This is a genomic window from Desulfotruncus alcoholivorax DSM 16058, assembly GCF_000430885.1.
GTDB lineage: Bacteria > Bacillota > Desulfotomaculia > Desulfotomaculales > Desulfallaceae > Desulfotruncus > Desulfotruncus alcoholivorax.
The window spans coordinates 1-25,907 of the sequence record NZ_AUMW01000033.1 but is presented as its reverse complement, the minus strand read 5'-3'; the positions used below and the strand labels follow the sequence as shown (position 1 = coordinate 25,907).

26 protein-coding genes are annotated in these 25,907 nt (G+C 50.0%); 6 read left to right on the top strand and 20 right to left on the bottom strand.

Annotation, left to right across the window (positions count from 1 at the left end):
• Window positions 1-149 precede the first annotated feature (149 nt).
• The gene (locus H569_RS0114745; RefSeq protein ID WP_027365621.1) at window positions 150-1,430 is read left to right on the top strand and encodes a [Fe-Fe] hydrogenase large subunit C-terminal domain-containing protein; all 1,281 of its coding nucleotides are present in this window, start codon (window positions 150-152) and stop codon (window positions 1,428-1,430) included.
• Here H569_RS0114745 and H569_RS0114740 read toward each other — a convergent pair.
• Entirely contained in the window at window positions 1,427-2,800 is a 1,374-nt protein-coding gene (locus H569_RS0114740; protein WP_034630844.1) for an NCS2 family permease, read from the bottom strand. The genes H569_RS0114745 and H569_RS0114740 overlap by 4 nt on opposite strands.
• A 166-nt stretch (window positions 2,801-2,966) precedes the next feature.
• Here H569_RS0114740 and H569_RS23455 point away from each other — a divergent pair, with 166 nt between their 5' ends.
• Window positions 2,967-3,674, top strand: a complete 708-nt coding sequence (locus H569_RS23455) for a hypothetical protein (protein ID WP_027365619.1) — start codon at window positions 2,967-2,969, stop codon at window positions 3,672-3,674.
• 110 nt (window positions 3,675-3,784) lie between these two features.
• Here H569_RS23455 and hcp read toward each other — a convergent pair whose 3' ends face one another.
• A complete protein-coding gene (hcp, locus tag H569_RS0114730; RefSeq protein WP_027365618.1) occupies window positions 3,785-5,068 on the bottom strand; it encodes a hydroxylamine reductase in 1,284 nt (427 codons plus the stop codon).
• A gap of 227 nt (window positions 5,069-5,295) precedes the next feature.
• Here hcp and H569_RS0114725 point away from each other — a divergent pair, with 227 nt between their 5' ends.
• Window positions 5,296-5,952 carry an SOS response-associated peptidase gene (locus tag H569_RS0114725; RefSeq protein ID WP_027365617.1) on the top strand — a complete coding sequence of 219 codons (657 nt, stop codon included), beginning with the start codon at window positions 5,296-5,298 and terminating at the stop codon, window positions 5,950-5,952.
• Between the two features lie 47 nt (window positions 5,953-5,999).
• Here the strand turns inward: H569_RS0114725 and H569_RS0114720 are convergent, their stop codons facing one another.
• A complete protein-coding gene (locus tag H569_RS0114720) occupies window positions 6,000-6,305 on the bottom strand; it encodes a hypothetical protein (protein ID WP_034630842.1) in 306 nt (101 codons plus the stop codon).
• On the bottom strand, window positions 6,298-7,476 hold the full coding sequence (locus tag H569_RS0114715) for a DNA polymerase IV (RefSeq protein WP_238492577.1): 1,179 nt from the start codon (window positions 7,474-7,476) through the stop codon (window positions 6,298-6,300). The genes H569_RS0114720 and H569_RS0114715 overlap by 8 nt, the downstream gene beginning before the upstream one ends.
• 233 nt (window positions 7,477-7,709) lie before the next feature.
• Here H569_RS0114715 and H569_RS0114710 point away from each other — a divergent pair, with 233 nt between their 5' ends.
• Window positions 7,710-9,539, top strand: a complete 1,830-nt coding sequence (locus tag H569_RS0114710; RefSeq protein WP_027365614.1) for an acyl-CoA dehydrogenase — start codon at window positions 7,710-7,712, stop codon at window positions 9,537-9,539.
• 115 nt (window positions 9,540-9,654) lie between these two features.
• Here the strand turns inward: H569_RS0114710 and H569_RS23400 are convergent, their stop codons facing one another.
• The 12 genes from H569_RS23400 to H569_RS0114645 form a co-directional block, all read right to left on the bottom strand.
• On the bottom strand, window positions 9,655-9,786 hold the full coding sequence (locus H569_RS23400) for a hypothetical protein (RefSeq protein ID WP_257720123.1): 132 nt from the start codon (window positions 9,784-9,786) through the stop codon (window positions 9,655-9,657).
• A gap of 59 nt (window positions 9,787-9,845) precedes the next feature.
• Window positions 9,846-10,046: a hypothetical protein gene (locus H569_RS0114700; protein ID WP_027365613.1), complete on the bottom strand. Its 201-nt coding sequence runs from the start codon at window positions 10,044-10,046 to the stop codon at window positions 9,846-9,848.
• Between the two features lie 31 nt (window positions 10,047-10,077).
• Window positions 10,078-11,325, bottom strand: coding sequence for a BaiN/RdsA family NAD(P)/FAD-dependent oxidoreductase (locus H569_RS0114695; RefSeq protein WP_027365612.1), 1,248 nt, complete (start codon window positions 11,323-11,325; stop codon window positions 10,078-10,080).
• A 3-nt stretch (window positions 11,326-11,328) separates the two neighbouring features.
• Window positions 11,329-12,924, bottom strand: coding sequence for an NAD(P)/FAD-dependent oxidoreductase (locus tag H569_RS0114690; RefSeq protein ID WP_027365611.1), 1,596 nt, complete (start codon window positions 12,922-12,924; stop codon window positions 11,329-11,331).
• 28 nt (window positions 12,925-12,952) lie between these two features.
• Complete coding sequence (locus H569_RS0114685) at window positions 12,953-13,495, bottom strand: cysteine hydrolase family protein (protein ID WP_027365610.1); 543 nt, start codon at window positions 13,493-13,495, stop codon at window positions 12,953-12,955.
• Between the two features lie 55 nt (window positions 13,496-13,550).
• Complete coding sequence (locus H569_RS0114680; RefSeq protein ID WP_027365609.1) at window positions 13,551-15,029, bottom strand: sodium:solute symporter family protein; 1,479 nt, start codon at window positions 15,027-15,029, stop codon at window positions 13,551-13,553.
• Between the two features lie 3 nt (window positions 15,030-15,032).
• Window positions 15,033-15,215, bottom strand: coding sequence for a hypothetical protein (locus H569_RS20530; RefSeq protein ID WP_081411051.1), 183 nt, complete (start codon window positions 15,213-15,215; stop codon window positions 15,033-15,035).
• A gap of 317 nt (window positions 15,216-15,532) precedes the next feature.
• Window positions 15,533-16,378, bottom strand: a complete 846-nt coding sequence (locus H569_RS0114665; RefSeq protein WP_027365608.1) for an Mrp/NBP35 family ATP-binding protein — start codon at window positions 16,376-16,378, stop codon at window positions 15,533-15,535.
• Between the two features lie 13 nt (window positions 16,379-16,391).
• Window positions 16,392-17,249, bottom strand: coding sequence for an ATP-binding protein (locus H569_RS0114660; protein ID WP_027365607.1), 858 nt, complete (start codon window positions 17,247-17,249; stop codon window positions 16,392-16,394).
• Window positions 17,221-18,093 (bottom strand): P-loop NTPase, encoded by an 873-nt coding sequence (locus H569_RS0114655; protein ID WP_027365606.1) that lies wholly within the window; start codon window positions 18,091-18,093, stop codon window positions 17,221-17,223. Before H569_RS0114655 ends, H569_RS0114660 begins: the two co-directional genes overlap by 29 nt.
• Window positions 18,090-18,479, bottom strand: a complete 390-nt coding sequence (locus H569_RS20525) for a NifB/NifX family molybdenum-iron cluster-binding protein (protein ID WP_051273682.1) — start codon at window positions 18,477-18,479, stop codon at window positions 18,090-18,092. The genes H569_RS0114655 and H569_RS20525 overlap by 4 nt, the downstream gene beginning before the upstream one ends.
• Window positions 18,480-18,764, bottom strand: coding sequence for a hypothetical protein (locus H569_RS0114645; protein ID WP_027365605.1), 285 nt, complete (start codon window positions 18,762-18,764; stop codon window positions 18,480-18,482).
• 596 nt (window positions 18,765-19,360) lie between these two features.
• Here H569_RS0114645 and H569_RS0114635 point away from each other — a divergent pair.
• Both H569_RS0114635 and pnpS read left to right on the top strand, forming a co-directional pair.
• A complete protein-coding gene (locus tag H569_RS0114635; protein WP_027365604.1) occupies window positions 19,361-20,056 on the top strand; it encodes a response regulator transcription factor in 696 nt (231 codons plus the stop codon).
• Between the two features lie 12 nt (window positions 20,057-20,068).
• On the top strand, window positions 20,069-21,841 hold the full coding sequence (pnpS, locus tag H569_RS0114630; protein ID WP_034630839.1) for a two-component system histidine kinase PnpS: 1,773 nt from the start codon (window positions 20,069-20,071) through the stop codon (window positions 21,839-21,841).
• A gap of 112 nt (window positions 21,842-21,953) precedes the next feature.
• Here the strand turns inward: pnpS and phoU are convergent, their stop codons facing one another.
• The 4 genes from phoU to H569_RS0114610 form a co-directional block, all read right to left on the bottom strand.
• The gene (phoU, locus tag H569_RS0114625; protein WP_027365602.1) at window positions 21,954-22,613 is read right to left on the bottom strand and encodes a phosphate signaling complex protein PhoU; all 660 of its coding nucleotides are present in this window, start codon (window positions 22,611-22,613) and stop codon (window positions 21,954-21,956) included.
• Window positions 22,614-22,651: 38 nt separating this feature from the next.
• Complete coding sequence (gene pstA / locus H569_RS0114620; RefSeq protein WP_027365601.1) at window positions 22,652-23,536, bottom strand: phosphate ABC transporter permease PstA; 885 nt, start codon at window positions 23,534-23,536, stop codon at window positions 22,652-22,654.
• Window positions 23,536-24,423, bottom strand: coding sequence for a phosphate ABC transporter permease subunit PstC (gene pstC, locus H569_RS0114615; protein ID WP_027365600.1), 888 nt, complete (start codon window positions 24,421-24,423; stop codon window positions 23,536-23,538). The genes pstA and pstC overlap by 1 nt, the downstream gene beginning before the upstream one ends.
• A gap of 137 nt (window positions 24,424-24,560) precedes the next feature.
• Window positions 24,561-25,481 carry a phosphate ABC transporter substrate-binding protein gene (locus H569_RS0114610; RefSeq protein ID WP_027365599.1) on the bottom strand — a complete coding sequence of 307 codons (921 nt, stop codon included), beginning with the start codon at window positions 25,479-25,481 and terminating at the stop codon, window positions 24,561-24,563.
• Window positions 25,482-25,907: the final 426 nt, after the last annotated feature.

Below are 25,907 nucleotides of genomic sequence, written 5' to 3'. Positions count from 1 at the left end.
TTATTATGCTAGCTTAACAAAATCAAATGACATTTTAGTTCCACCCCTCCGCCCCGTCAGGTTTAAGCTGTTTCCAGCATATCCGTCATAAATTATCTTTCATTAGCAAATAGTACAGATATCAAATCAAACTACCGGGAGGCCTCTATATGAGTGCACAGGTCTACGACGATATTTTTAAAAAGCTGGTTAAGTCCGCTTACCGGGGAAATATGGCCAGTGAAATTGAGAAAATGCGCCAAAACGGCGACGAGCACACAGATGAGTACATCAAATACGCCTCCGGAGAAGGTGACCCCGATAAGGTTGTTTTTAAGGTCAAGGACTGCCATAAAGACTGCCATATCAACCGGGAGGACAATTGCGAGGCGTCGTGCCTATTTGGCGCCATCGTCCGCGATATGGAAGGAAATGTTGTCATCAAGCAAAACAACTGCTCGGGCTGCGGCAAATGCGTCGAGGTGTGCCGGCATTACTCCCTGGTGGACAAAAAAGAGTTCGTCCCCCTGATTGAAATATTAAAGAACCGCAAGGTGCCGGTGTTTGCTATCGTGGCTCCCGCTTTTATCGGGCAGTTCGGGCCCGAAGTAACCCCGGGCAAACTGCGCGCAGCGCTGAAAAGGCTTGGCTTTTACGGCATGGTGGAAGTGGCGTTGTTTGCGGACATTCTTACTTTGAAAGAGGCGCTGGAATTTGACCGGCACGTCACCAAAGAGAAGGATTTCCTTTTAACCAGCTGCTGCTGTCCAATTTGGGTATCAATGGTCAAGCGGGTTTATCAGGATTTAATCCCCCACATTTCACCTTCGGTTTCGCCCATGGTGGCCTGCGGCAGGGGGGTCAAACACCTGCACCCGGGCGCCAAAGTCGTGTTTATCGGCCCCTGCATCGCCAAAAAGGCGGAAGCCAAGGAACCGGATGTCAGCGACGCGGTGGATGCCGTGCTGACCTTTCAGGAAGTCAAACAGATATTTGAGGCGGTTGGTATAAACCCGGAGGAAATGGAGGAAGACGAAAGCGAACATTCCTCCACGGCCGGCAGGACCTATGCCCGCACCGGGGGAGTAAGCCGGGCGGTTTCTGAAACATTAAACAAGCTGCGGCCCCAAAAGGAAATAAAAATCCGTGCCGTCCAGGCCGACGGCGTCAAGGACTGCAGAGAAATGCTTAAAAATATATTAGGGGATAAAATAGATGCTAATTTTTTGGAAGGGATGGGCTGCCCCGGCGGCTGTGTGGGAGGCCCCAAAGCCCTGATCGATGCCAGGGCCGGAAGGGATTTTGTGGAAAAATACGGGCAGGAATCACCCTACCGGACCCCGGTGGACAATAAATATGTGCTGGAGCTGTTAGAGCATTTGGGCATTAAAGATGTAGAGGATTTTCTGGACGGGGAAAAAGCCAAAATGTTTACCCGGGACTTTCACTAGTGCTCGGCCAGGAATAGATACCTTGCCACCACCAGCACCGCCAGCACCCACATCAGCCAGTGCACTTCCCTGGCCCTGCCGGCGGTTAACTTCAACAGAACGTAAAAGATGATACCGGCTGCTATACCGTTGGCGATGCTGCCGGTAAAAGGCATCAGCACCAGGGTCAAAAATGACGGCAGGCCTTCGGTAAAATCTTCAAAGTTGATCTCTTTGACCGACTGGGCCATTAAGAGCCCCACAATAATCAGCGCCGGTGCGGTGGCGGCACCGGGAATCAGCCCGGCCAGCGGCGCCAGAACCAGCGCCAGCAAAAACAACACACCGGTGGTCACGGCAGTCAGGCCGGTTTTACCCCCCTCTGCTATCCCCGCCGTGCTTTCAATGTAGGCGGTAACGGTACTGGTGCCCACCAGCGCGCCGAAAGACACGCCGCAGGCGTCCACCAGCATCGCCCGCCCCAGCTTGGGGGACCTGCCCCGCTCGTCCAGCAGCCCGGCCTTGCCTGCGGTCCCCACCAGGGTGCCGAAGGTATCAAATAATTCCACAAAGGTAAAGGTAAAAATTGCTGTCCACAGGCCCATATCCAAAGCCCCGCGCAGGTCCAGCTTGCCAACTGCCAGCTGAGATAAATTGGGCAGGGCCAAGGGTTGAAAGTTGGCCGGCAGCTGGGTAACCCCAAGGGGTAAACCGATTAAAGTGGTAATGATAATGCCGAATAGAAGCGCGCCCTTTATTCCTCTTGACATTAAAAGGGCCGATATAGCCAGGCCGGTTAAGGCCAGCAGCGTCACCGGGTTGGCAAAGGAGCCGAGGAATACATTCCACTCAAAGAACTGCAGGGTGGCCACGCCGCCCTGCCGCTGCAGCGATTCCAGGGTCGGCGGAATCACCGGGCCTGCTTTGATTACCATAAATTCGGACATTTTAAAGCCCAGCATACTGATAAATAACCCGATACCGACAATGATGGATTTTTTAATAGAATTGGGGATGGCATCAACCAATAGCTGCCGTATATGGGTTAAGGTTAGGAGGATAAAAATGATACCGGAAATAAAAACCGCGCCCAGTGCGGCCTGCCACGGTATGCCCACGTGCCGGGCGGCCACGGCTGCGAAATAGGCGTTTAACCCCATGCCCGGCGCCAGGGCAATGGGATAGTTTACAAATAGGCCCATGGCTATGGTTACCAGCCCGGCTGAAACCGCAGTGGCAAAAAACACGGCGTTTTTGTCCATTCCCGTAGCCGAAAGGATGTTGGGGTTTAAAAACAATATGTACGCCATGGTCATAAAAGTAGTTAGCCCGGCAATAATCTCCGTTCGGGCGTTGGTGTTATGTTCTTTCAACTTAAAAAAATTGTTCATTTTATTAATACTCCCCTGTCATCAAAATAATAGCTGGATAATGGGCTGGATTCGTTTAGGGAGTATTCTCTCAAAAAAATTGTTTTTTATAATCTAACAGCGCATAGTTAGTCAAATTGGAAGGAAATATATAAGAAAATATATATTGGAAAAAGGAGTGGAACGCATGAGAAAAATTTTTCCTAACCTGTTACCCAAATTATTCCCGCTGCTGATTATTTTGTTATGGCTTGCTGTTTTCGGGTGCAGCGCCCAGAAGAAACCCGCCCCGCCCGCTCAGCCGGCCAAATTAATCCCCAGTGAATCCAATATTGGCTTTACCGAGGTGGATCAGAATCAAATCCCGTCATCCGTTAAAAAAATCATTTCGGCTATGTCCGGCATGCAGGAAGCAGCCTGGGCGGCCGTTGGCAATAACAACTATATCATTTTAAACCCGGAGGATAAAAATGAAACAGTTAAAATCAGTGAGGTTATCCAGCGGGTACCCAGTCAAAATTTTGTATGGCTTGATGTAAAGCTTGTTGAGGATGATCTAAAAGAAAATCAAAAATCAGACCAGCCATCCCGGATGAAAATTTATAGGCTGGCTAAAACTGATAAAGCTGTAAACGGTGTGAGCTTTGAGTATAAAGAAACGGAGGAAGAAGAAAAGCCAGAGGCCGCTGCCCCAAAACAGCCGGCTCCGACTCCGGCACCAGCACCTGCACCGGCGCCTTCAGTTACACCCACCCCAAGCCAGGGGCCTGTTCAACAGGTAAAACCAGCGCCGGAGAAGAAACAACCGGCAACACCGGAGCAGACGGCCCCCGGCCGGCAGCAAACGGAGAAACAGGCTCCAGGTGAAACCGGAAACCAGGGGGCAAGCCAATAACTGCTATAACCCTAAAAGGGGATGCCCGGCGCTCTTGCAACCGGGCATCCATTTTGGTGTTTAACCTTTTTATCCAGGTGTTTTGACTCGTGCGACGAGGGGTTGTTTGATTAAGCCAGCATATCATGCAAATCCTGCTCCGGTGTGGTGATCAGCTTCAGCCCGTAATTCTGCTGGATTACGCTTAACACATTGGGTGTCAGGAACGCCGGGGCCGAGGGGCCGATGCGGATGTTCTTCACGCCAAGGTGCAGCAGTGTGAACAGAATGGCAACCGCTTTTTGCTCGAACCAGGAGAGCACCAGGCTGAGCGGCAGATCGTTTACACCGCAGTTAAAGGCGCCTGCCAGGGCAACCGCCACCTGGATGGCCGAGTAGGCGTTATTGCACTGGCCCATATCCAGAAGGCGCGGGATGCCGTCAATGTCGCCCAGGTCCATATAGTTGAACCGGTATTTGCCGCAGCCCAGTGTAATGACCAGACAGTCATCCGGGATTTGTTTCACCAGTTCGGTGTAGTAGCTGCGGGAGGATTTGGCGCCCTCACAGCCGCCCACTAAAAAGATGTGTCTGATTTTGCCCGCTTTGACGGCTGCAATCACTTTGTCGGCAATGGACAGGATAAAGTTGTGGTGGAAGCCGGTGGTCAGGGTGCCGCCCTGTTTTTCCGGCAGCGGCTGCAGTTCTTTGGCCCTGGCGATTACAGCGCTGAAGTCGCGGTTCTCAATGTGGGTCACGCCGGGCAGCCTGGCAATGCCGCAGGTAAACATGCGGTCTTTATAGGTTTCCTTGGGAATCAGCACACAGTTGGTGGTACCGAGGATGGCGCCCGGGAATTCTTCGAATTCTTTTTTCTGGTTCTGCCAGGCGGTGCCGTAATGTCCCACCAGGTTCTTAAATTTCCTCAGTTCGGGGTAGGCGTGGGCCGGCAGCATTTCGCCGTGGGTGTAAACATTTACTCCCTGGGCTTCGGCCTGTTTTAACAATTCATACAGGTCAAGCAAATCGTGGCCGGTGATCAATACGGCCGGGCCGGGCTTAAAGCCGGTGGATACGGTGGTTGGCCCGGGGGAGCCGAACCGCTCGACGTTGGCTTTATCCAAAAGCTCCATGGCGCGCAGGTTCATTTCGCCGCACTGGAGCACTTTGGCCACCAGATTCTCCAGGTCGAAGTTCACGTTGGTAAGGGTGGTAAACAGCGCGTCATGCATAAAAGCGTCCACTTTTTCGTCCCGGTAGCCCAGTTCCCCGGCATGGTAGGCATAAGCCGCTATCCCTTTAAGCCCGATGATAAGGGCATCCTGCAGGCCGGCCACATCTTCATTTTTTCCGCATACTCCCACTTTGGTGCAGCCGGTTCCGCCGGCCGTCTGCTCGCATTGGTAACAAAACATTCTATCTTCCTCCTTAGATTAATTATTTTTCAGCTGGCTAACTGCTTGCTGTCTTGTTAGTTATACTTTACCGGAGAAAGACAGACGGCTCTATGATCCAGCTCACACTTTACCCATAAATTTGATCACACCGGAAAGGTTAATGTGATAAAATCGGCTTATAGCTTATAGACTCATAGGGTTATGGGTTTATATGATTATTGGTTATAACTTGCGAGGTGATTGTTATGTGCGGGCGCTTTATTCTCAGTGTCGACATCAAAACCATCCTGGCCTTGTTCAGGGCCGGGCTGCAGCCGGGTTCAGCCTATGAGCCCAGGTACAATATCGCCCCGGGCCAGGATGTCCTGGTGGTAACAGGAACGCAGGATAACAGGGTGGCCCGGCCCATGCGCTGGGGGCTGATACCGTCCTGGGCCAAGGATAAAAACATTGGCTATAAAATGATCAACGCCCGCGCGGAAACTGTAGACAGCAAACCTTCCTTTAAACATTCATTCAGGCACAGGCGCTGCCTGATTCCGGCCGGCGGCTTTTACGAGTGGCGCAGTGAGGGCAAAATCAAACAACCGCTGTGCATAACTTTGCCGGACCGGCCTCTGTTTGCGTTTGCCGGTATCTGGGACAGGTGGGACTCCCCGGGTGGGGACACCATCTTAAGCTGCAGCATCATCACAGCCCCCGCCAGTGATCAGATGCGGGAGGTGCACCACAGGATGCCGGTTATTCTTTCCGGCACCGCCGAATACAACGCCTGGCTTGACCTGGAACACCCGGCGGCCTTGAAGGAATTGCTGCGCCCTTATGCCGGCAAACTTGTGCTGCAGCGTGTTTCCACCCTGGTGAACTCGCCGCAAAACGAAGGCCCCCACCTCTTGCGCTGATTGCCGTCTTTTGCAGGCAGTTCACCACGCCCCGGGCCGGGCCGGCTTTATTCCTTCCTGCCGGGCGCAAATTTGCCGCAGCTCTGGGCGTCCGGATCACCATGCTTTAGACATTCATCCAAACCCTCCAGCCCGACCCGCTTGATAATATCCATAACCGTAACCACAGGCGGAACGGGCTTCTCCAAATTACCGTACGCCTTTATTTTAACAACGCAGCCTTGGCGGGTTTCCGTTTTGCCCCGGATAGCCACAAAAAACTTGCAGTGCCTGCACCGGTGGATAGCGCGGCTCCGCATATCCGGCAGGTAGAGCCGGTGTTTTTCCCACAGGACATTGTTTTTATTACCCATTTTTGTGCAAGCTCCCTTCGGTTAGTGATACGCCCCTTACCACCGCCTTTTCACCAAAGCGGTCCTTGATCCTGTCACAGGCCCTGGCCAGCCGGGACAGCCGGTCCCTTTCACCGAACATGTCGTACTGAAAAAATTCCCGTTTGACCAGATTGGCCAGGGTTATACCCACAAGCCGGACAGGGCGGGACTCATCCCAGCAATTGTACATTATCTCGCACGCCACACGGTAAATTTCATCGGGCAGATCGGTAAAGTCGGCCATGCTGCGCGACCTGGACAGGAAGGTTAACCGGGAATCCCTTAATGTTAATACCACCGTCCGCCCGACGTATTTGCCCTGGCGCACCCGCCGCGCCACCATCTCACACAGCTCCAGCATGACCACCTTAATCCGGTCAAAGCCCTGCAGGTCGCGGGGCAATGTCCTCTGCTGCCCGATGCTTTTGGACACATCCAGCGAGGTGGGAACCACCGGGCTGCAGTCGATACCGTTGGCGCACAGCCACAACATTGCACCGTTTTTGCCCCACCTTTCTTTCAACAACGCCACGGGAAAAGTTGCCAGGTCACCGATGGTCCGCACGTTGTAATAACGCAGGTGTTTTTCGTACCTGGAGCCAATGCCGAACAGTTTTCTAACCGGCATGGGCCAGAAAATCTCCTTGAACCGGTCCACGCTCTCCACCACAGTGAGGCCGTCGGGTTTTTGCACCCCGGCCGCCATTTTGGCGATCAGCTTGTTCGGCCCTATGCCAACGCTGCACAATACGCCAACCTCGCGCTTAATGCGTTCCTTTAGCACAGCGGCAACTTCTCCGGGTGTTTTTTTCCACAAGTGCATTACACCGGTAAGGTCCGCAAAGGCTTCGTCAATGGAAAAAGGTTCCACCAGGTCGGTGAAATCCCGCATTATCCGCAGTATTCTGGTGGAAAAATCTATGTACAGCCGGTGGTCCGGGTAAAAAAAATAACCGTCGGGGCACAGTTGTTTGGCCTCCCATACCGCCATACCGGTCTTGACGCCCAGGGCCTTGGCCGGGTAGGACGCCGCCAAAACAATACCGGTCCTTTTCATTGGATCGCCGGCCACAATGACTTGTTTATTCTTTAATTCCGGCCGGACAGCCTGGTGGCAGCTGGCAAAAAAACTATTCATATCAGCCAGCAAAATTACCCTCCTCACAACGCCATCACCAAACCTATGTTTTATAAGATATTAATAATTGGTCAACCTCCGGTCTTTTTCAAACGTCATTCTAAAACATATGTTTGATTTAATTATAGACCCCAAACATTAACAAAGCAACAGGATAAAATTGTTTAAATACCCTATTGACTGAACATTCATTCAGTTATAAATTAAAAGAAAGAAAAAAACCACAATGAAAGGAACATGATTACATGGCCGCAAATTTTTTAATGCCGACAAGAGACCAAAAATTTATCCTTAAGGAATGGCTGCCCCTGGAGCAGGTCCTCTCCTACGAAGCCTTCAGCGAAGCCTACAGCATGGATGACGTGGACATGATCCTGGAGCAGGCCCACAAAATGTGCCGGGAAATCATTGCCCCGACCAACGAGGAAGGCGACAAAAACCCGGCCCATCTGGTGGACGGCAAGGTGATCCTGCCGGAATCATTCAAGGAAGCTTATGACTTCGTCCAGGAAAACGGCTGGGGCACCAGTAACCTGGACACTGAAGGAGGCGCGCTGCCGGAATTACTGTTGACTGCAGTAAACGAGTTTATCCTGGGCGCAAACCCGGCCTTCGCGCCCTATGTAGGCGCAACCACAGGTTCGGCCAAACTGATCCAAACCTTTGGCAATGACTGGCAAAAAGGGCTCTTTTTGCCCAAAATGATGGAAGGCGCCTGGTCCGGCACAATGTGCCTCACCGAGCCCAACGCCGGTTCCGACGTGGGGGATATAACCACCAAGGCTTTTCCCACCGAAACCCCGGGCGTTTATAAAATCAAAGGCACCAAGTGTTTTATCACCGCCGGGGACCATAATCTAACCGAGAATATCATTCACCTGCTGCTTGCCCGCATCGAAGGCGCGGCTCAGGGCACCAAAGGTATTTCCCTGTTCATCGTTCCCAAATACCGGGTCGACGATAACGGCAATATTACCGGATCCAATGATGTCACCTGCGTGGGCGTCGAGCATAAAATGGGCTTGAAGGCTTCCGCCACGGCCATGCTCAGCTTTGGCGACAACAATGACTGCCTTGGCTACCTGGTGGGCGATCCCCCCGACGAAAACGGCAAAGCCCAAGGAATGGCGCAGATGTTCCAAATGATGAACGGCGCCCGCTACGAAACCGGTCTCATGGCCCTGGCTGTTGCGGCTGTGGCCTACCACAACGCTGCCCAGTACGCCAGGGAAAGGATTCAGGGCCGCCCGCTGACCAATCCCAAAAGCGACCGCTTACAGATTATCAAACACGCCGATGTCCGCCGCATGTTAATGAATATGAAGGCCCATAACGAAGCAGTGCGGGCCATGATTTATAAAACCGGGTTCATGATGGATGTGCAGCACCATGACCCCGATGAAGGAAAACGGAAGATGGCTGCGGCTTATGTTGATGTCACCACCCCGCTGATTAAAGCCTATGCGTCAGACGTCGTATGGCCCCTGACAGGTGAAGCGATTCAAGTTTACGGCGGTTACGGGTTTTCTGAAGAATACCCGGTGGCCCAGTCTGCCAGGGACTGCAAGATTTACTCCATCTGGGAGGGCACCAACTACATTCAGGCTTTGGATTTAATCGGCCGCAAGTGGACGATGAAGAACGGAGAAGTCTTTAAAGCCTGGATGAAGGACCTGAAGCAAACCATCGAATCCTTTGGCGACAAGCCTGAATTTGCCAAGGAATATGCTATTTTATCCGAAGCCTATAAGGCTTACCGCGGCATCCAGCAAAAGACCATGGAATTTTACATGCAGCAAAAATTCGACCTGCTGCCGCTGTTCGCAACCCGGATCCTGCACTGCACAGCCAAGCTTTACTGTGGTACCCTGATCGTGGACCAGGCCGTGCTGGCCGCCGGCAAGATGTCGGAACTGGGTGCGGATCACTTTGACTACGCTTTTTACCGGGGCAAGGTGGAAGCCGCCCGCTACTACGTGCGCAATATCGTGCCGGAAGTTATGTGCACCGCCGGGATTATTGCCGATGCAGATACTTCCGTGCTGGACGCACCGGAAGAAGCCTTTAACTTCTAGCGTTTTGCCATTGTATGCATATACCAGGTACAAAAAAGAGCGAGGTTCCCTTTGCGGTTTACCTCGCTCTTTTTATTTTGCAGTTTTCCCAAGTACAACCCCAACCATATATCCATTACTTTGCAGGCTTAATCAATGCCCTTTCACAAAACGGGCAAAACCTTGGTTCATCCCCGGGGTCAGCCCAGAAAGAAAGTCCGCAATCCTCACAAACGTATTTGGTCAGGTTAGCAGTATCATCCACCATAAAAACCTCCTTACGCGGTTATAGTACGTCTTTTAATCAACTTAACTTCATTAACTAGCTTAGTTCAACAGCAGAGGTATTACTTCTATTATTGAATCACATTCTGTGCATTTGATTTTCCGGCCGGGCGGCAGTTTTTCAAATGTGATTTCTGTTTCGCAAATAGGGCACTTAACCGCCGACTGGCCATAATAATTCTTATACTCCTGAGCCCTTTCATCACTACCACCACAGGCGGAGCAACTTCCGCAACCAGACATGTGTCAATCTCCCCCTTTTAATTTAAAATTATCAGGTAGCCGCACTTTCACCGGCCACAAAACCTGAAGACCAGGCCCACTGCAGATTATATCCTCCGCAATCGCCGTCAATGTCCAGAATCTCGCCGGCAAAATAAAGGCCTTTTACCAGCCTTGATTCCATGGTTTTGTTATCTATATCCTTTACGTCCACTCCGCCGGCTGTAACCTGTGCCTGCACCCAGGAATTCGTGCCGGTAACCTCAAATCGCCAGTCCTGCAAGATGTTTAGTATGGCGTTCCTTTCCCCGGCCGTTACCTGTCCCGCCTTTTTATTGATGTCCCGCAGCCCGGCTTCCTTAAGCAGCACCGGCACCAGCCGTTTATTGATAAATCCTACGAAACTAAAGGGCAGGTCTTTATGCGCCTGCTGTTCCAGGCGTCTGATTAAAAAGGCTTCCAATTCGTCCCTTGTCATGTAATCAATAATAATCAGCTTAAGCTGAACCTGTTCACCTTTTTGCAGGTTTTCTCCAACCGTTCTGCTCAAAGCCAAAATAGGCGGCCCGGAGATGCCGTAACCGGTAAACAATATTTCTCCCCCGGCACGGGCAACTGGCTTTTCACCGGCCAGCACTTCGGCCTGGAAATCAAATTTGATCCCGGAGATCTGTTTGAGAAAATTCGACGCCAAACGAAGCTGCACCAGGGCGGGAAACGGCTCCAGCACTTGATGCCCCATTTTCCGGGCCAGTATGTAGCCGCTGCCGTTGGAGCCCAGGTTGGGCGCCGCTTTACCCCCGGTGGTTAATATCACCCTGTCTGCCCTGAAACGACTTCCATTACCAAGGTCTAATATAAATTCGCCGCCGCTTTTGGAAATACCTTTTACTTCGGCCTCACAGATTACCTCCACGCCAATCCGCTCTATTTCGTACCTTATTACGTCCAGGACGCTGGAGGCCTGGTTGGAAACAGGGAAAACTTTGCCGCCTTCTTCAACTTTCCAGGCTATACCCAGTTCTTCAAAAAACTCCATGGTCCGGCTAAAATCAAAACGCCCCAGGGCCCCAAAAGCAAATTTGGGGTTGCGGCCGTGGTAATGGTTAATGCCCAGGTCTATATTACTCATATTGCAGCGGCCGTTGCCCGTGGCCAGAATCTTTTTGCCAACCCGGTTCATCCGCTCCAGCACTGTGACTGCGGCGCCCCGGCGCCGGGCCGCAATGGCGGCCGTCAGGCCGGCGGCGCCGCCGCCCACCACAGCCACCCGGACAGGTTTAGTTTTATCAGCCTTCATAGATCAACCACCAGGTTTATACTTTAGTGCTATGTATTCTGCCACCCTCATACCGTCGACAGCTGATGAAATTATTCCCCCGGCATAACCGGGGCCTTCACCGGCCGGGTAAAGCCCGGCAATATTAGATTGGCAGTGTTCATCCCTTAATATTCTAACCGGGGACGAACTCCTTGTTTCAACCCCGGTCAGCACCGCGTCCGGCAGGGCAAACCCCTTTAATTTGCGGTCAAAATGCAGTATTGCTTCCTTTAAAGTGTCTGTTACATAACCAGGCAGGCATTTTGTCAGGTCTGAGGGCACCACCTTTCGGGTATAGGTCGGCTCCACCGTCCCAATGGCAGACGAAGGCCTGCCGGCCAGAAAATCCCCCACCAGTTGAACCGGTGCGCTGTAATCCCGGCCGCCCAAAATAAAAGCCCGGCTTTCCCATTTCCTCTGGAACTCAACCCCGGCCAGCGGGTGGTCACTGCCGAAATCACCCGGGTTAACCCCCACCAGCAGCGCGCTGTTGGCGTTCCTGCCGTCCCTGGCGTATTCGCTCATGCCGTTGGTGACCACATGGCCCTCTTCTGAAGCTGCCGCTACAACGGTTCCGCCGGGGCACATGCAAAAAGTATAGGCCGATCTTCCGGACGGCGAATGGTAGGCCAGCTTGTATTCCGCCGGGCCCAATTTGGGATGCCCGGCAAAACCTTTGTATTGCGCGGTGTCTATCAGCTCCTGGGGATGTTCAACTCTTACCCCGATGGAAAAAGACTTGGGGGTAATTACCAACCCCCTGTCATAAAGCATGGCAAAAGTATCCCTGGCGCTGTGCCCGACGGCCAGCACCACCGCTTGTGCTTTAATTTCTTCGCTGCCGTTAACAATTAAGCCCTTGATTTGATTATTACGGATTATCAGATCGGTTACCTTGCTGTTGAACCTGACTTCGCCGCCCAGGTCCAGAATCCGGCGGCGGATGTTTTTGACTACCGTCCTCAGTATATCGGTGCCGATATGAGGCTTGTAGGAATAAATAATATCCCCGGGGGCGCCGGCCAAAACCATTTCCCGGGTCACAAAGCCACACCTTTTGTCCTTAATCAAGGTGGTTAGTTTACCGTCGGAAAAGGTCCCGGCCCCGCCTTCCCCAAACTGGACGTTGCATTCGGTATCCAATTGGCCGGTCTGCCAGAAAGACCGGACGGCCCTGGCACGCGTATCCACATCGGCGCCTCGTTCCAGCAGCAGCGGCCTGTAACCCATCCGGGCCAGCAATAACCCGGCAAAAAGCCCTGCGGGGCCTGTTCCGACGATCACCGGGCGGTGGGCCAGAGCCTCCTCACCCGGGCGGACATAGACATATTCTTTCTCAGGCGCCGCTGAAACATCTTGGCCCGGCAGTTTTTTGTCAAAGGCCCCCTCGTTTTTCAGTTCCACATCAACGGTATATACAAAATAAATCATTTCGCTTTTCCTGGCGTCAATTGATTGCCGGAAAATCTCATACCGAATTATGTCACTTTCTTTGACCTTTAATTTTCTGGCCAATTTTTCTCTAATTAATGGCTTATCTTCATCCAGGGACAGTTTAATCCCTGAAACCCTGAGCATATCATCCCGTCCCTTATGCTGTTGTGGTTTATAATGACTCAAGTATTTCGTCTACAGTTTTTACATCCGCCCCGTAAACATCGACTAAATATTTCATCCCCATCTGATAATCCTCTTCCGTAAAGGCGTCAGTAGCATCGCTGGGAACCATAATTTTATAGCCCCACTGAAAAGCATCCGCCGTTGTATGGCGCACACACATGTGGCAATGCAGGCCGGTGATAATCAGCGTATCCACGCCCAGCTCGGTCAATAAAAGCTGTAAGCCGGTTTGGAAAAAGCCGCTGTATCTCCTTTTGGGCACAATATAGTCTCCGGGCTCCGGCTTCAGCTCTTCGATCACTTCAGCTCCTTCGGTGCCGGCAATGGCGTGGTCGCCCCAGTGCTCAAGTTCTTTATCCAGCCCTTTGTAGTGGGCGTCATTGGAATAAATCACAGGAATACCTTTCACCCGTGCGGTTTCTATTAGTTTTTTTAGCGGAGCTATAATTCTGGAAGACCTTTCGCATTTTAAACAACCCGTAACAAAGTCGTTCAGCATGTCTACCACAATAACTGCTTTTCGGGGCATAAGCTTCCCTCCCATGTATTTTTTCTTCATGTTTGTTGCATATATATTGATGCTATTATATGGCATTCTTTTCCTTTAGCGCGCCGTCAATATAACTCATGAATTCTTCTGCTTTGGCCTCAGGCGGCACGGTGAACCGGCTCACGACAATAAACAGCACCGCGGAAATGATCCCGCTCCAAACACCAGTCCCCAAGCCCAGCGGCTTGATGTTGGCGAATTGAAATAACAGGGCGGCTGTGCCACCCGCCAGGATACTTACAACTACGGCAGCGGCAGTGCCCCTCTTCCAGAAAAACGCGCCGAAGATGGCCGGCACGGTTACCAGCAGCCCGGCGGAGGAAGCCACTGACAGCACTGCGATCAGGCCAAGACGCATAGTGGCAAAAACAAATGCCCCCAGCGTAAAGAGAAACACAAAAATTCTGCCTGTTAACAGCAGGTTATTCTCTTCAACAGCAGGTATGATCTGCTTAATCACGTCCTGGGAGATCATGGAGGAAAGGGTCAGCACAATTGAGTTAATTGTCGATATGGCCGCGGCAGTAATCCCTATCATCACCAGCAGGGCTATTACTGGCGGTATAACATTCATGGACAATAAAGCCGGTGTAGCCAGGTCGCCATTGGCCAGACCGGGAACCAACAAACGCGCGGAAAAGCCCCAAAGAATTGAAATTAGGGTATAAACAAAACCAAAGCATAAGAACCCCATCACCATAATTCTCATATGAGTAAGGGACCGCGGTATAAACAAGCGCTGGCTGACCTGCGGGTTGGACAGAGAAAAGAAAAACCAGGGCAGACTGAGCCCGAGAAAGGTATTAAAACTAAAAAAGCCAGGGCCCGGGACTGTAAGCCAGCCGGGATAATTCTTTTCCAGCAGGCCGAACATTGTCCCCACGTCACCGAAAGCACGGTGGATAATAAACACAACCGAAAGGGTGGATATTGTGATCATAATCAAAGCCTGCAGGGAGTCCGTCCAGGCCACGGCCCTCATCCCACCCATAAATGCCCACACGACTGTAACCACAGTGGCAATGATTAAACCGGCCATAAACGGAATCGCACCTTTGGACATACCCTCCACCAGGGTGCCTATCCCGATGAGCTGCACCGCGCTATATGGAATAAGGAAAATAATTGAGGTTATGGCTGTGATCACCTGAACGGCCCTGCTCTGGTAACGGTCGCCCAGCAGTTCGGCAGGCGTGATATAGTTATATTTCTTACCCGCCAGCCAGAACCTTGGGCCAAAGAAGGCCACCAGCACCAGGCCGGATAAATAAATCAGTTCAAAGCCCCAGGCGCCCACGCCGCCGATGTAGGTAAACCCGGCCAGCCCAACCATCATAAAGGCGCTGTAGGTAGTGGCGCTGTAGGTAAGCGCGGCAACGACACCGTTAACGGCCCGGTTGGCCAAAAAAAAGTCGGCCATGCCCCGCCCCATTCCCCTGCGGGCATAAACAGCCACGATGGTTCCAAGAATAAAATACAACCCAATGGCCAGGTAAATATAATATGAATTCAAGACTTACTCCCTCCATCTGGCGGTAATAATACCGACGCTGATCATTGCGGCCAGCGCAAAAAGTCCCCAGTATAAAAAAGCCCCGTATACCTTTGGAATTCCGGACAAAAATTGATATGGCACAATAAAGGCCGATAATACCAAAACCAAGAACCACACTGCCCAGCCCGTTATTTTATTTCCCACTTTCCCACCTCCGGAATTCAAATTGCGCAATAGCTTTATTATAACCACCAATTTCGCCTGCTATTGCCGGACATGATAAATGGCTGTTCCAGACTTAGCCTGTCTACAGCCAAAGGGCCAGGATATTCCATAAAATAATAATATCACATAAAAGACATAAATCGATAAAAAACCGCTTTTAAAATTAAAAATCATGGATAGGTGCGTCCCCTTTTCCATGATGTTCAGATTGCCACCTCGTTTCAATCCTCGCAACGACATGTGCTGAACATATCAAAACCCCTTCCAATAGAAGGGGTTTGCACAGCTTCTGGTTATCAACAAATATTGGTATTTGGTTTCTTTAAGACCAAGTGCTCAAAGTCTTTAAACAGTTCCGCCCCGTAGTTCTCCACCTGACCGGCATCGCAGAGCCCGGCCAGCTCAGGGTCGACCGGCAGTTTTTCTAATAAGCGCAGGCCCATGGAGGTCGCCAGGGAGGTTGACCTGCTTTCTCCAAAAATTTTAATTTCCTTGCCGCAGTCCGGGCAGCGCAGGTAGCTCATATTCTCCACAAACCCCAGCAGGGGAATATTCATATGATTGGCCATGTTAACGGCTTTCCTAACCACCATATTGGCCAGATCCTGTGGTGAAGTTACTACCACGATCCCGTCCAGAGGCAGCGATTGCATTACGGTAAGGGGCACATCGCCCGTACCGGGAGGAAGGTCCACAATCATAAAATCAATTTTACCCCAGGCAACGTCGGTCCAAAACTGTTTTACGGCACCGGCGATAATCGGGCCACGCCAGATCACAGGCTGGTCCTCGTTTTCCAGCAGCAGGTTCAGTGACATGATTTTTATCCCTGACCCCGACATCGCAGCGTAAAGCACATTTTCATCATGCAGCGGGCGGGCACTGATACCAAACATTTTGGGAATGCTGGGGCCGGTGATATCAGCGTCTAAAATCCCCACCCGGTAGCCCCTGCGGGCCAGGCTTAATGCTAAAAGCGCTGAAACTGATGATTTCCCCACCCCACCCTTGCCGCTCATGACGGCTATAACGTGTTTTATTTCGGTATAATCGTTTTGGGGTAAAATGTCAATGCCACATTTGTCGGGTGTACATCCCTCTGTTTTCTGATTACAGGAATCGCATTTTTCGTTTTCCGCCATTTTTCTCTCCCCTTCAACTATTCAATATTCCCTCTGCATTATGCCAGAGGGAAACAATATTATCCACTACCGAACTTGTCATCTGGATAACCGGCTTTCTTTCCATCACTGCTGCCATAAAAGTGATATCATAGCCGATTCTGCCGATAACGGGAATATTCATATTGAGGCAAGCTTCTTCTATGGTGCTGCTGTTTCGGAGATTGAGATCCCACTTATTGATACAAACGGCAGTTTTTACATTAAAATGCTCTGTCAATTTCAATACCCTGTCCAGGTCATGAATGGATGAAATCGTAGGCTCAACCACCACGACGGCAAGGTCCGTGCCGCCCAGCGATGAAATCACCGGACAGCCGATACCAGGCGGGCCGTCAGTTATAATCAAATCCCGCCCTTCCTTTTGGGCCAGCTCACGCGCCTGGCGGCGCACTTCTGCCACAAGTTTGCCGGAATTTTCCTGGGCTACCCCCAACCGGGCGTGGACAAACGGGCCAAAGCGGGTCTTGGAGATATAATACTCTCCAGCAAGGCTCTCCACCAAACGTATAGCTTTTTCGGGGCAGGCATGGTAGCACACCCGGCAGCCCTCACATTCCATGCTGTTAACCGCGCCGTCCTTGATAGCCCCGTAACGGCATAAATCCTCACAAATACCGCAGCCGCTGCATTTTTCAGCATCAATTTCAACTTTGGGCATACCCCAGAAATTATGCTTTGCTTTAATCTCCGGGGACAGTAATATGTGAAGATTTGCGGCATCCACATCACAGTCCGCCATGACGTGGTTTTGGGCCAGAACTGCAAAGGAAGCGGTTATGCTTGTCTTTCCGGTCCCGCCTTTACCACTGATGACGGTTATTTCTTTCACTCTCAACCATCTCCCTGATATCCCGGAAAAGACGCCTAAAAGCAACCCCCCATTCCTTATCCAGGAATGTCAGGGGTATCCCTTTGGAATAAGCTCCGGCGATTTCACGGCTTAATGGTATTTTCATTAAAATTTTCAGGTTATTTTGTTTGCAGTATTTATCGATTATGTCCCACCCCTCCCTGGCACGATTAACCAGTATTCCGCACGGTACATCCAGTGCCCTGGTCATCTCAACGGCCAAAGCCAAGTCATTTAATCCAAAGGGGGTGGGTTCAGTAACCAGAAGGCAAAAATCTGTTTCCCGCACTGTATGGACAGCTGGACATGAGGTCCCTGGAGGGGCATCAATTATGGTGATGCCCCCATTCTGTTTCTTTTTTACCGCATCCACCAGAGGCGGGCTTAAAGGTACGCCAATTTCCAACTGTCCATGAGCAAAATTGAGCCCCTCTGCCGCCGTCCCCATTTCAATAGTGCCGATTTTTTTAGGGATAAGGGTTACCGCACCCTTAGGGCAAAAATAATTGCAACCGCCGCACCCGTGGCATAATTCGTGGAAAACCACGACACTCTCACCGGCAACCAGCAGGGCATTAAACGCGCATATTTCAGAGCATTTCCCGCAAAAATCGCATTTTTCCAGATTAATTTCCGGCACATCAATAAAAACATCTTCATTTTTTTGAATATCAGGTTTGATAAAAATATGCCCGTTTGGTTCCTCTACATCACAGTCCAAAAAAGTGACCCGGTTGCCATCTGCTTGCAGTGCCAGGGCCATGCCAACCGCAACCGTGGTTTTACCCGTCCCGCCTTTACCGCTGGCCACAGTGATTTTCATCTTCCCGCCCGCTCCCGGGGAACTTGACCGGCATGAGCTGCGGAATTAGGTGCCAACAGCGGCTGCAGTTCACCTTTTAGATAGCTTTTCAAGCTTTGGGCGACTGTACCGGAGACACCGGTATACACAGACAAACCGCCCGCCATGATAGCGTTCATGGCCTTTGGTCCCACTCTGCCGGTCAGCACCACATCCACCTTATGTTTAATTAAAGTCTGAACGCTCTTGATTCCGGCCCCTTCAGCAGCACTGGATGCGGCATCGTTGGTTATTACTTCCAACAGGTTTTCTGCTTCGTCAAAGACCAAAAAACAATTACAGCGGCCCAAGCGTTCTTCTGCCGGTTCTGTTGCGTTGGGACCGGTAGAGCTAACGGCAATTCTCATTTAAACCGCCCTCCCGCGGCAGCCCCTGCGCCCGCAACCTTGATTCATCCCCCGGCCCCCATTCATTCCACGGCCTGCATTACCCCTGCCGTTTCCAAAGGTAAATGTATTATTTTGTTTTCCACCAGCAACGCTTTGGTTTCCCATGGCACTTAAAGCACCGGCTGAATGATCCCTGACCATCCTGCCACCGCAGTCGGGGCACCTCATATCCCTGCAGCTTTGGCCCGTGCAGCTGTCAACCATGACGCTTTTACCACAAGAAACACACATAATCCTTCGCATAGAACTCCCTCCAATTATTTTGATCACACGTTTATAATGCTATAATATGCCCGTTTTGAACTTATGTCAATAATTTGCCCTAAATAAAATATTAATTTAAAAATTTAAACCATTGATCAAAAGTGTTATATAGTTTAGGCGATTAATCAGGAAGAAAAAGAAAATATGAGCAGAATGAACCCCCGGATTTAGCCCGGGGCGGTACTGTATACATCTACATATTAAGGGGCTTGAGGTATTTTTTCATTGCTGCGCTGCGCTCGCAAGACAAAAGCACGCCCCTATTAAAGGAAATACAAACAAAACGTCGTAATAAAACTCAAGGTTTAAAGTTCCCTGGTCATTGGTAGCAACTTAAAATTGAAAAGGGAGAAAACCCGGTGTTAAATATCCAATTTAAAGTAATTTTTGATTCCTTGCCCCTGCCCATTTTTGTTTTACAGGGGCCAAATTTTATAATGACGTAGGAAAGTCCGGTATCCAACACCGAATTTTTTTGAAAAGGGGCAGATTAAGTGATGAAGAAAAGTAAGAAATGCAAAAGCATTGTGAAATAGGCGGGGTTCTTCAGGATTACATTTGTCGGAGGATATTTTATGTCGCATAAAGTATTGGTGGTTGATGACGAAAAATCTATCGTCAGACTGGTGACATTTAACCTGGGCAAAGAGGGTTTTATCACTCTAGAAGCGTACGACGGCAACGATGCGTTAAAAAAGATTACTACAGAACGGCCGGATTTGGTGATACTTGACTTAATGCTGCCCGGAATTGACGGCCTTGAAGTCTGCCGGCGCGTGCGCAGGGAAGGATTGCCGGTAGCCGTGATTATGTTAACGGCAAAGGATCAAGAAATAGATCGAGTGCTGGGCCTGGAACTGGGAGCAGACGATTATATCACCAAGCCGTTCAGCCCCAGGGAACTGGTGGCCCGGGTTAAGGCGGTTTTAAGGAGAACTTCAACCCGTGAAGACACAGGCCAGCAAGAAGAAGAAATAAAAATTGGAACCCTGACCATTGATTCGGAGAGATACGAGGTAAAGGTCAACGGGCAGCTTGTTGAGCTCACACCCAAAGAATTTGATTTACTTCATTTTTTAGTCAGAAATGCAGGCAAGGTAATGACCAGGGACATCCTGCTCAACCACATTTGGGACTATACTTATGACGGAGATACCAGGATTGTCGATGTTCATATCAGCCACCTGCGCGAAAAAATTGAAGCCAACCCCAAAAATCCGGTTTACATTAAAACAGTGCGGGGTGTGGGTTACAAATTTAAAGGAGAGTAGGCAGCCCTGCTGATGATCTTTAAACGTTTGCGCTGGAAGATAACAGCCTCATACATCGCCGTGGTCATTCTCTCCATGCTGATCCTGGGAACTTATCTTTTAAATTCCCTGGAAGATTATTTTTATCAAAACCTCGAAAAAAGGCTCACCGCACAAGCCCTGCTAGCCTCCAAGCTTGTAGCGGAAGAAACCGGCACTTTAGATGCAAACGGCCTTGAACAGTTGGCCAGGCAAATCAGCAAAGATGTCCAGGCCAGGGCAACTATCATTGATAGCAGGGGAGTTGTGCTTGGTGATTCCGAGAGAGATCCCACCAGCATGGAGAATCACCTTAACCGGCCTGAAGTTCAGGCGGCCGGGAAAAAAGGTTCCGGGACCGCCATTCGCCACAGCAGCACCCTTAACACCGATATGATGTACGTTGCCGTGCCCATAAAAGCAAGTGGCGGCAATGGAGGTTACATGCGGTTAGCGCTGCCCCTAACGGAAGTTAAACATGCTTTTTTTGGTTTATGGTCAGACGTGCTGACAGCTATTTTACTGGCAGTCTTAATTACTATTCCGGTGGGGCTCACGCTGGGTAAAAGGATAACCGGCCCGGTTGAACAGCTGATTGAATTCGCCAGGCAAATTTCCAAAGGCAATTATGATGGCAGGGTCAGGGTCAGAAGTGATGATGAAATAGGAAAATTGGCCCTGACACTTGAAGAAATGGCAAATACGATTAAAGAGAAAGTACGGCTGATTTCGGAAGGTAAGAACAAGCTCGAGGCAGTCCTGGACAGTATGTCCAGCGGGGTTATTTTTATTGATAAACTGGGCAGGGTAGATCTGGTTAACCCGGCTGCAGAAAAGTTCCTGGCGTTTTTGGTCAAAAAGGGAACAGAAATACCCCACGGCTCTTCGATAAAGTACCCGGAATTATCCTCAGCAATAAATGAAGCATTGCAAACAGGGCAAGTGGTTGAGCAGGAAATAAAAATATTCATTCCGGAAGAGGCGATCCTGGAAGTCATTGTCTCACCGTTTCGGGACCAGTCGGGCGCTCTGGACGGCGTGGTTGCAGTGCTGCATGATATCAGCCAGATAAGAAAGCTGGAAAGAATTCGCACGGAATTTGTTGATAACGTGTCACACGAATTAAAAACACCGGTAACGGCTATTAAAGGTTTTACTGAGACACTGCTGGACGGTGCCATGTACCAGCAGGATACCTGCCGGGAATTCGTCGAGATAATCGACAACGAAGCTGCGCGTTTAAGCCGCCTGGTGCACGACCTTTTAGATTTATCAAAAATAGAATCAAAACACATGCAAATTAAAACCAGTCCTGTGGATATCAACGAATTAGTCCGGGATACAGCCGCAAAACTACATGGGCAAATTGACAGCGCCGGGCTTGAACTAAAGCTTATACTGCCTGACAAACCGGTGGTTACCGAAGTAAACAGCGACATGATTGAGCAAGTGCTGATAAATCTAATAGATAATGCTATTAAATATACCCACACCGGTGGCAGGATAGAAGTTGTAGTTTCAGAGGAAGACCGAAACATGATAGTCCGGGTTCGGGATAACGGCATTGGTATTCCTGCAGCGGACCTGGATAGAATTTTTGAAAGGTTTTACCGGGTGGATAAAACCAGAAGCAGGGCTATGGGTGGGACCGGTTTGGGGCTCAGCATAGTAAAACACATAGTGGACCTGCACGGCGGAACAGTGGGTGTACAGAGCACCCCGGGGGTGGGGTCGGAATTTTACTTTTTATTACCAGGAAAATCATAACCCGCGTATCCTTTGGTCGTTGCGAGCGCAGCGAAGTAATCTCACGTTGTTTCACTCCTCGCAATGACGGACTTCATGAGCCACCCGTTGCAAGGGTGGCTCTACTTTAAAATCAAGATTCATTAAGCTCCAATCTTTCCCCGGTGATCATATAAATAATCCACTCACTTAAATTAGTGGCGTGGTCGCCAATACGTTCCAGGTACCTGGCGATAAATAAAAAGTACGTAGCTTGCTTGATATTTTTGGCATCCTTGGTCATTAACTCCAGCAGTTCGTTAAACACCTTGGTATAGTAGTTATTAATTTCATGATCATGCATGGCGGCTTTCAGGGCCAGATCACGATCCTGATTGACAAAAGCCGTCAGGTTTTCCCGAACCATTACCTGGGCAAGATCGGCCATCAGCGGAATATCTATCAGCGGCTTGACAAACGGCTCTTTACCTATTGACAGCACCACTTTAGCAATGTTGCAGGCGTAATCGCCCATCCTTTCCAAGTCGGTGTTAATTTTCAAAGCTGTGCCAATGAATCTGAGGTCACGGGCCATGGGTTGCTGTAAAGCCAGCAGTGACAAACACCCGCGTTCTATTTCCAGCTCCAGCCGGTCAATCTTTTCATCATCCATTACCACTTGTTCAGCCAGATCCAAGTCCTGGCGCTTTAAAGCAGCGATCGACAATTCAATAGCGTTTCCCACCATTTTGCCCATCAGCAAAATATCGTTTCTCAACTTATTAAGTTGTTCATGAAAAGACTCTCTAGCCATTTTTTTAGCTCCTTTACCAAACACATATAAATAATAGTTCACGCCGCAGTGAGTCGCTTTTGAATCAACCTGCCCAGCCAGCGGGCACAAAAATTAAAAGATAACACAATCAATACCAGCATCGCCGCCGAACCATCCGCAACCCGCCTTAAGTCAGGAATAAGGCCTTCCGAATTGACCTTCCAGATATGCACGGCCAGTGTTTCCGCCGGCCTGAAAGGGTTTAATGGTGAGGTAGGGCTAAATATATTCCAATTTGAAAAATCCAGCGGGGGGCTGCTCATTCCCGCGGTATAAAGCAGAGCCGCCGCCTCACCAAATACCCTCCCTGAAGTAATGATAATACCGGTGACCAGGCTGGGAAAAGCGCAGGGCACAATAATGCGCCAGATAGTCTCCCAGTGGGTGGCTCCCAGTGCCAGACTGCCCTCCACCAGTTCCCTGGAAACACCCCGAATGGATTCCTCACAAACCCTTACCAGGAAGGGCAGGTTGAAAACCGTTAAAGCCAGCGCTCCGGACATGATCGAATAACCCCAACCCGTAGCGTTTACGAAGACAAGCAAGCCAAAAAGGCCGACAACTATAGAAGGCAGGGAGGTCAAAGTTTCAATGGCGATCCGCACCCCCTCGGCCAGTTGACTGCGACCGGCATATTCCGCCAGGTAGATACCCGCCAAAAGGCCAATGGGAATAGATATGAGCATGGTTAAGAATAAAATGTAAAAGGAATTAAAAATCTGCGGACCGATGCCCCCACCGGCACGAATTGTTTCAGGCGGTGAAGTGATAAAATGCCAGTCAATAGACTTTAGCCCGTGGTAAAAAATATACCCCAGGAGGGTTCCCAAAATTAACAGAACTAAACCGGCGCCTACCCAGAACGTGATTGTGGCCAGATTATTCTTTGACTTTGCATTCATTAGACCGCCCCCCTCCTCACCGCAAACCGGATAATTAAAATAAAGAATAAAGACATCAACAGCAGCAGCAATCCCATCGACCATAGAGCATTGTTCCAGGTGCCGCCCTGAACGGTGGACCCCATATCCATAGTTATGGCACTGGTGAGCGTTATCATGGGACTTAAAACAGAAGCAGGTATTTCCCTCGTATTTCCAATAACCATTTGAACCGCCAGGGCCTCACCGAAGGCCCTGGCCATGCCCAGTACCACCGCAGTAATAAGGCCGGAGCGGGCAGCAGGAAGCATGGCCATGCGGATAGTCTGCCAGCGGGTAGCTCCCAGGGCATAAGAAGCGTGTTTCCATTCCGCGGGCTGCGCACGCAGGGTGTCCGTGGAAACGCTGATAATGGTTGGCAGAATCATTACAGATAAAACTAGAAAACCAGCCATCAGGCTAAAGCCCCCACCTCCAAATAAAGACCTGATCAAAGGTACAAGCAGGCTAAGGCCAATATAGCCGTATACTACCGAGGGTATGCCGGCCAGCAGTTCAACTGCAGGCTGCAGCACCCGCTGTCCCCAGCCGGGAGCAATTTCTACAATAAAAACTGCCACAATCACACCCAGGGGCGCGCTGATACCTACTGATAACAAGGATACTGCTATAGAACCGGTAATAAAAGCCAGTGAACCAACCTGTGGCCCCCCTTCTCCCGGCGGGCGGTCCGGCCGCCATTGGTCGCTGAATAAAAACTCCCGCAGGCTTACTCCATGGCTGGTAAAAGTAGATAACCCCTTAGATCCGATATAATAAATGATGGACATGGTAAGCACAATAACAAAGGCCGCACATAACATTGTCAGGCACAGGCCGGCTCTGTCGTAAAACGATTTCTTATTCATTAAGCCAACTCCTTTGGAAGTCTGTCATTACGGGAAGTGAAGCTAATAGGCCTCAAACACGCAAAACAGGCGAGGTGATGTTGGGGCTTAACCTTCACGACACCTCGCCGTAATTATGCTATTATAACTTACTTTACTTATTTTTGGGTGATATTGCCCTTGGCATCACGCTCAATTTGCATATCGGTGGAAGGAATATAGCCGAGATCGACCACCAGTGATTTTTGAACGTTATCTGATAGCATATAATCGAGGAAGTCTTTGGCCAAACCAGTGGCATCGCCCTTGGTATACATATGCTCGTATGCCCATACCGGGTATTTACCGGTTACGATATTCTCCTTGGTGGGTTCAACACCGTCCAATTTCAGAGGGGTAACACTGCCGTCCAGGTAAGACAGGGCCAAGTACCCAATGGCACCGGGAGTTTCGCTAATGATTTTACGTACTGTACCGGAAGAGTCCTGTTCAATACCTTTGGCTTCTTCAGCACCTTTTAGAGCAAAGGCCTTAAAAGTAGCCCTGGTGCCCGAACTGCTGGGCCGGTTGACCAGCTGCACTTTTACGTCTGCTCCGCCCACGTCTTTCCAGTTAGTTATTTTACCGGTGAAAATATCAATCAGCTGCTGCTGGGTAACATTGTCCACTTTTACATCAGGATTGACCACCGCAGCCATGCCGACCACGCAAACCTTGTGGTCAACCAGTTGGGAGGCTTCCTCAGGGGTAAGCTTTTCTTCCGCAAACACGTCCGAGTTACCTATGTTAGACGCTCCGGACGCAACCTGACTAAGACCCGTACCACTACCGCCGCCCTGCACAACAATTTGCGCTTCGGGATTACTGGACATGAACTGTTTGGCAGCTTCTTCCACCAGGGGCTGCAGTGCTGATGAACCTACCGCTGTAATGGAACCTTTTGAACCGCCGCTTTGTTGTTCCTGTCCCCGGGACTGCTCGCTTTGCTGGTTGGCACTATTGCCTCCACAGCCCGCAACGACAGACATTAACAAAGCGATGCCAATCAATAAACCTAAAACCTTGAATCTCCTTTCCACTTACCTTGTCCTCCTTTTTTTATTGCATATAAAATATTACTAAAGCAAATATAGCAGACGTTTTTTAAGAGGGCTTGAATGTTGTGTAAATAAGAGCCAATTGCAAAATTCAAAAATTATAACAGATAACAAGTGACAACACCAAAATACCGGGGATTTACTTTAAAAATTTCCATTAAAACGCTCTAAATAATCAAATTAGAATAAAGCTTTTGGCAAAAAGGCACAAAGAAACCCAATTTCAGTTATACACCGGTAAACCAGTTAAAAATAATTACGCAACATTAGCTAGAGAGCCAGTTTTAATCTGAACAAGAGTTCCAGCCAGGTATGTAATCAGGCAAATCATAATATCGGTAAAAGCTTTATCTATACCCCGTTTAGTTAAGCGATCCATACTTAGATGACCTTTTAGTACGGAAAACA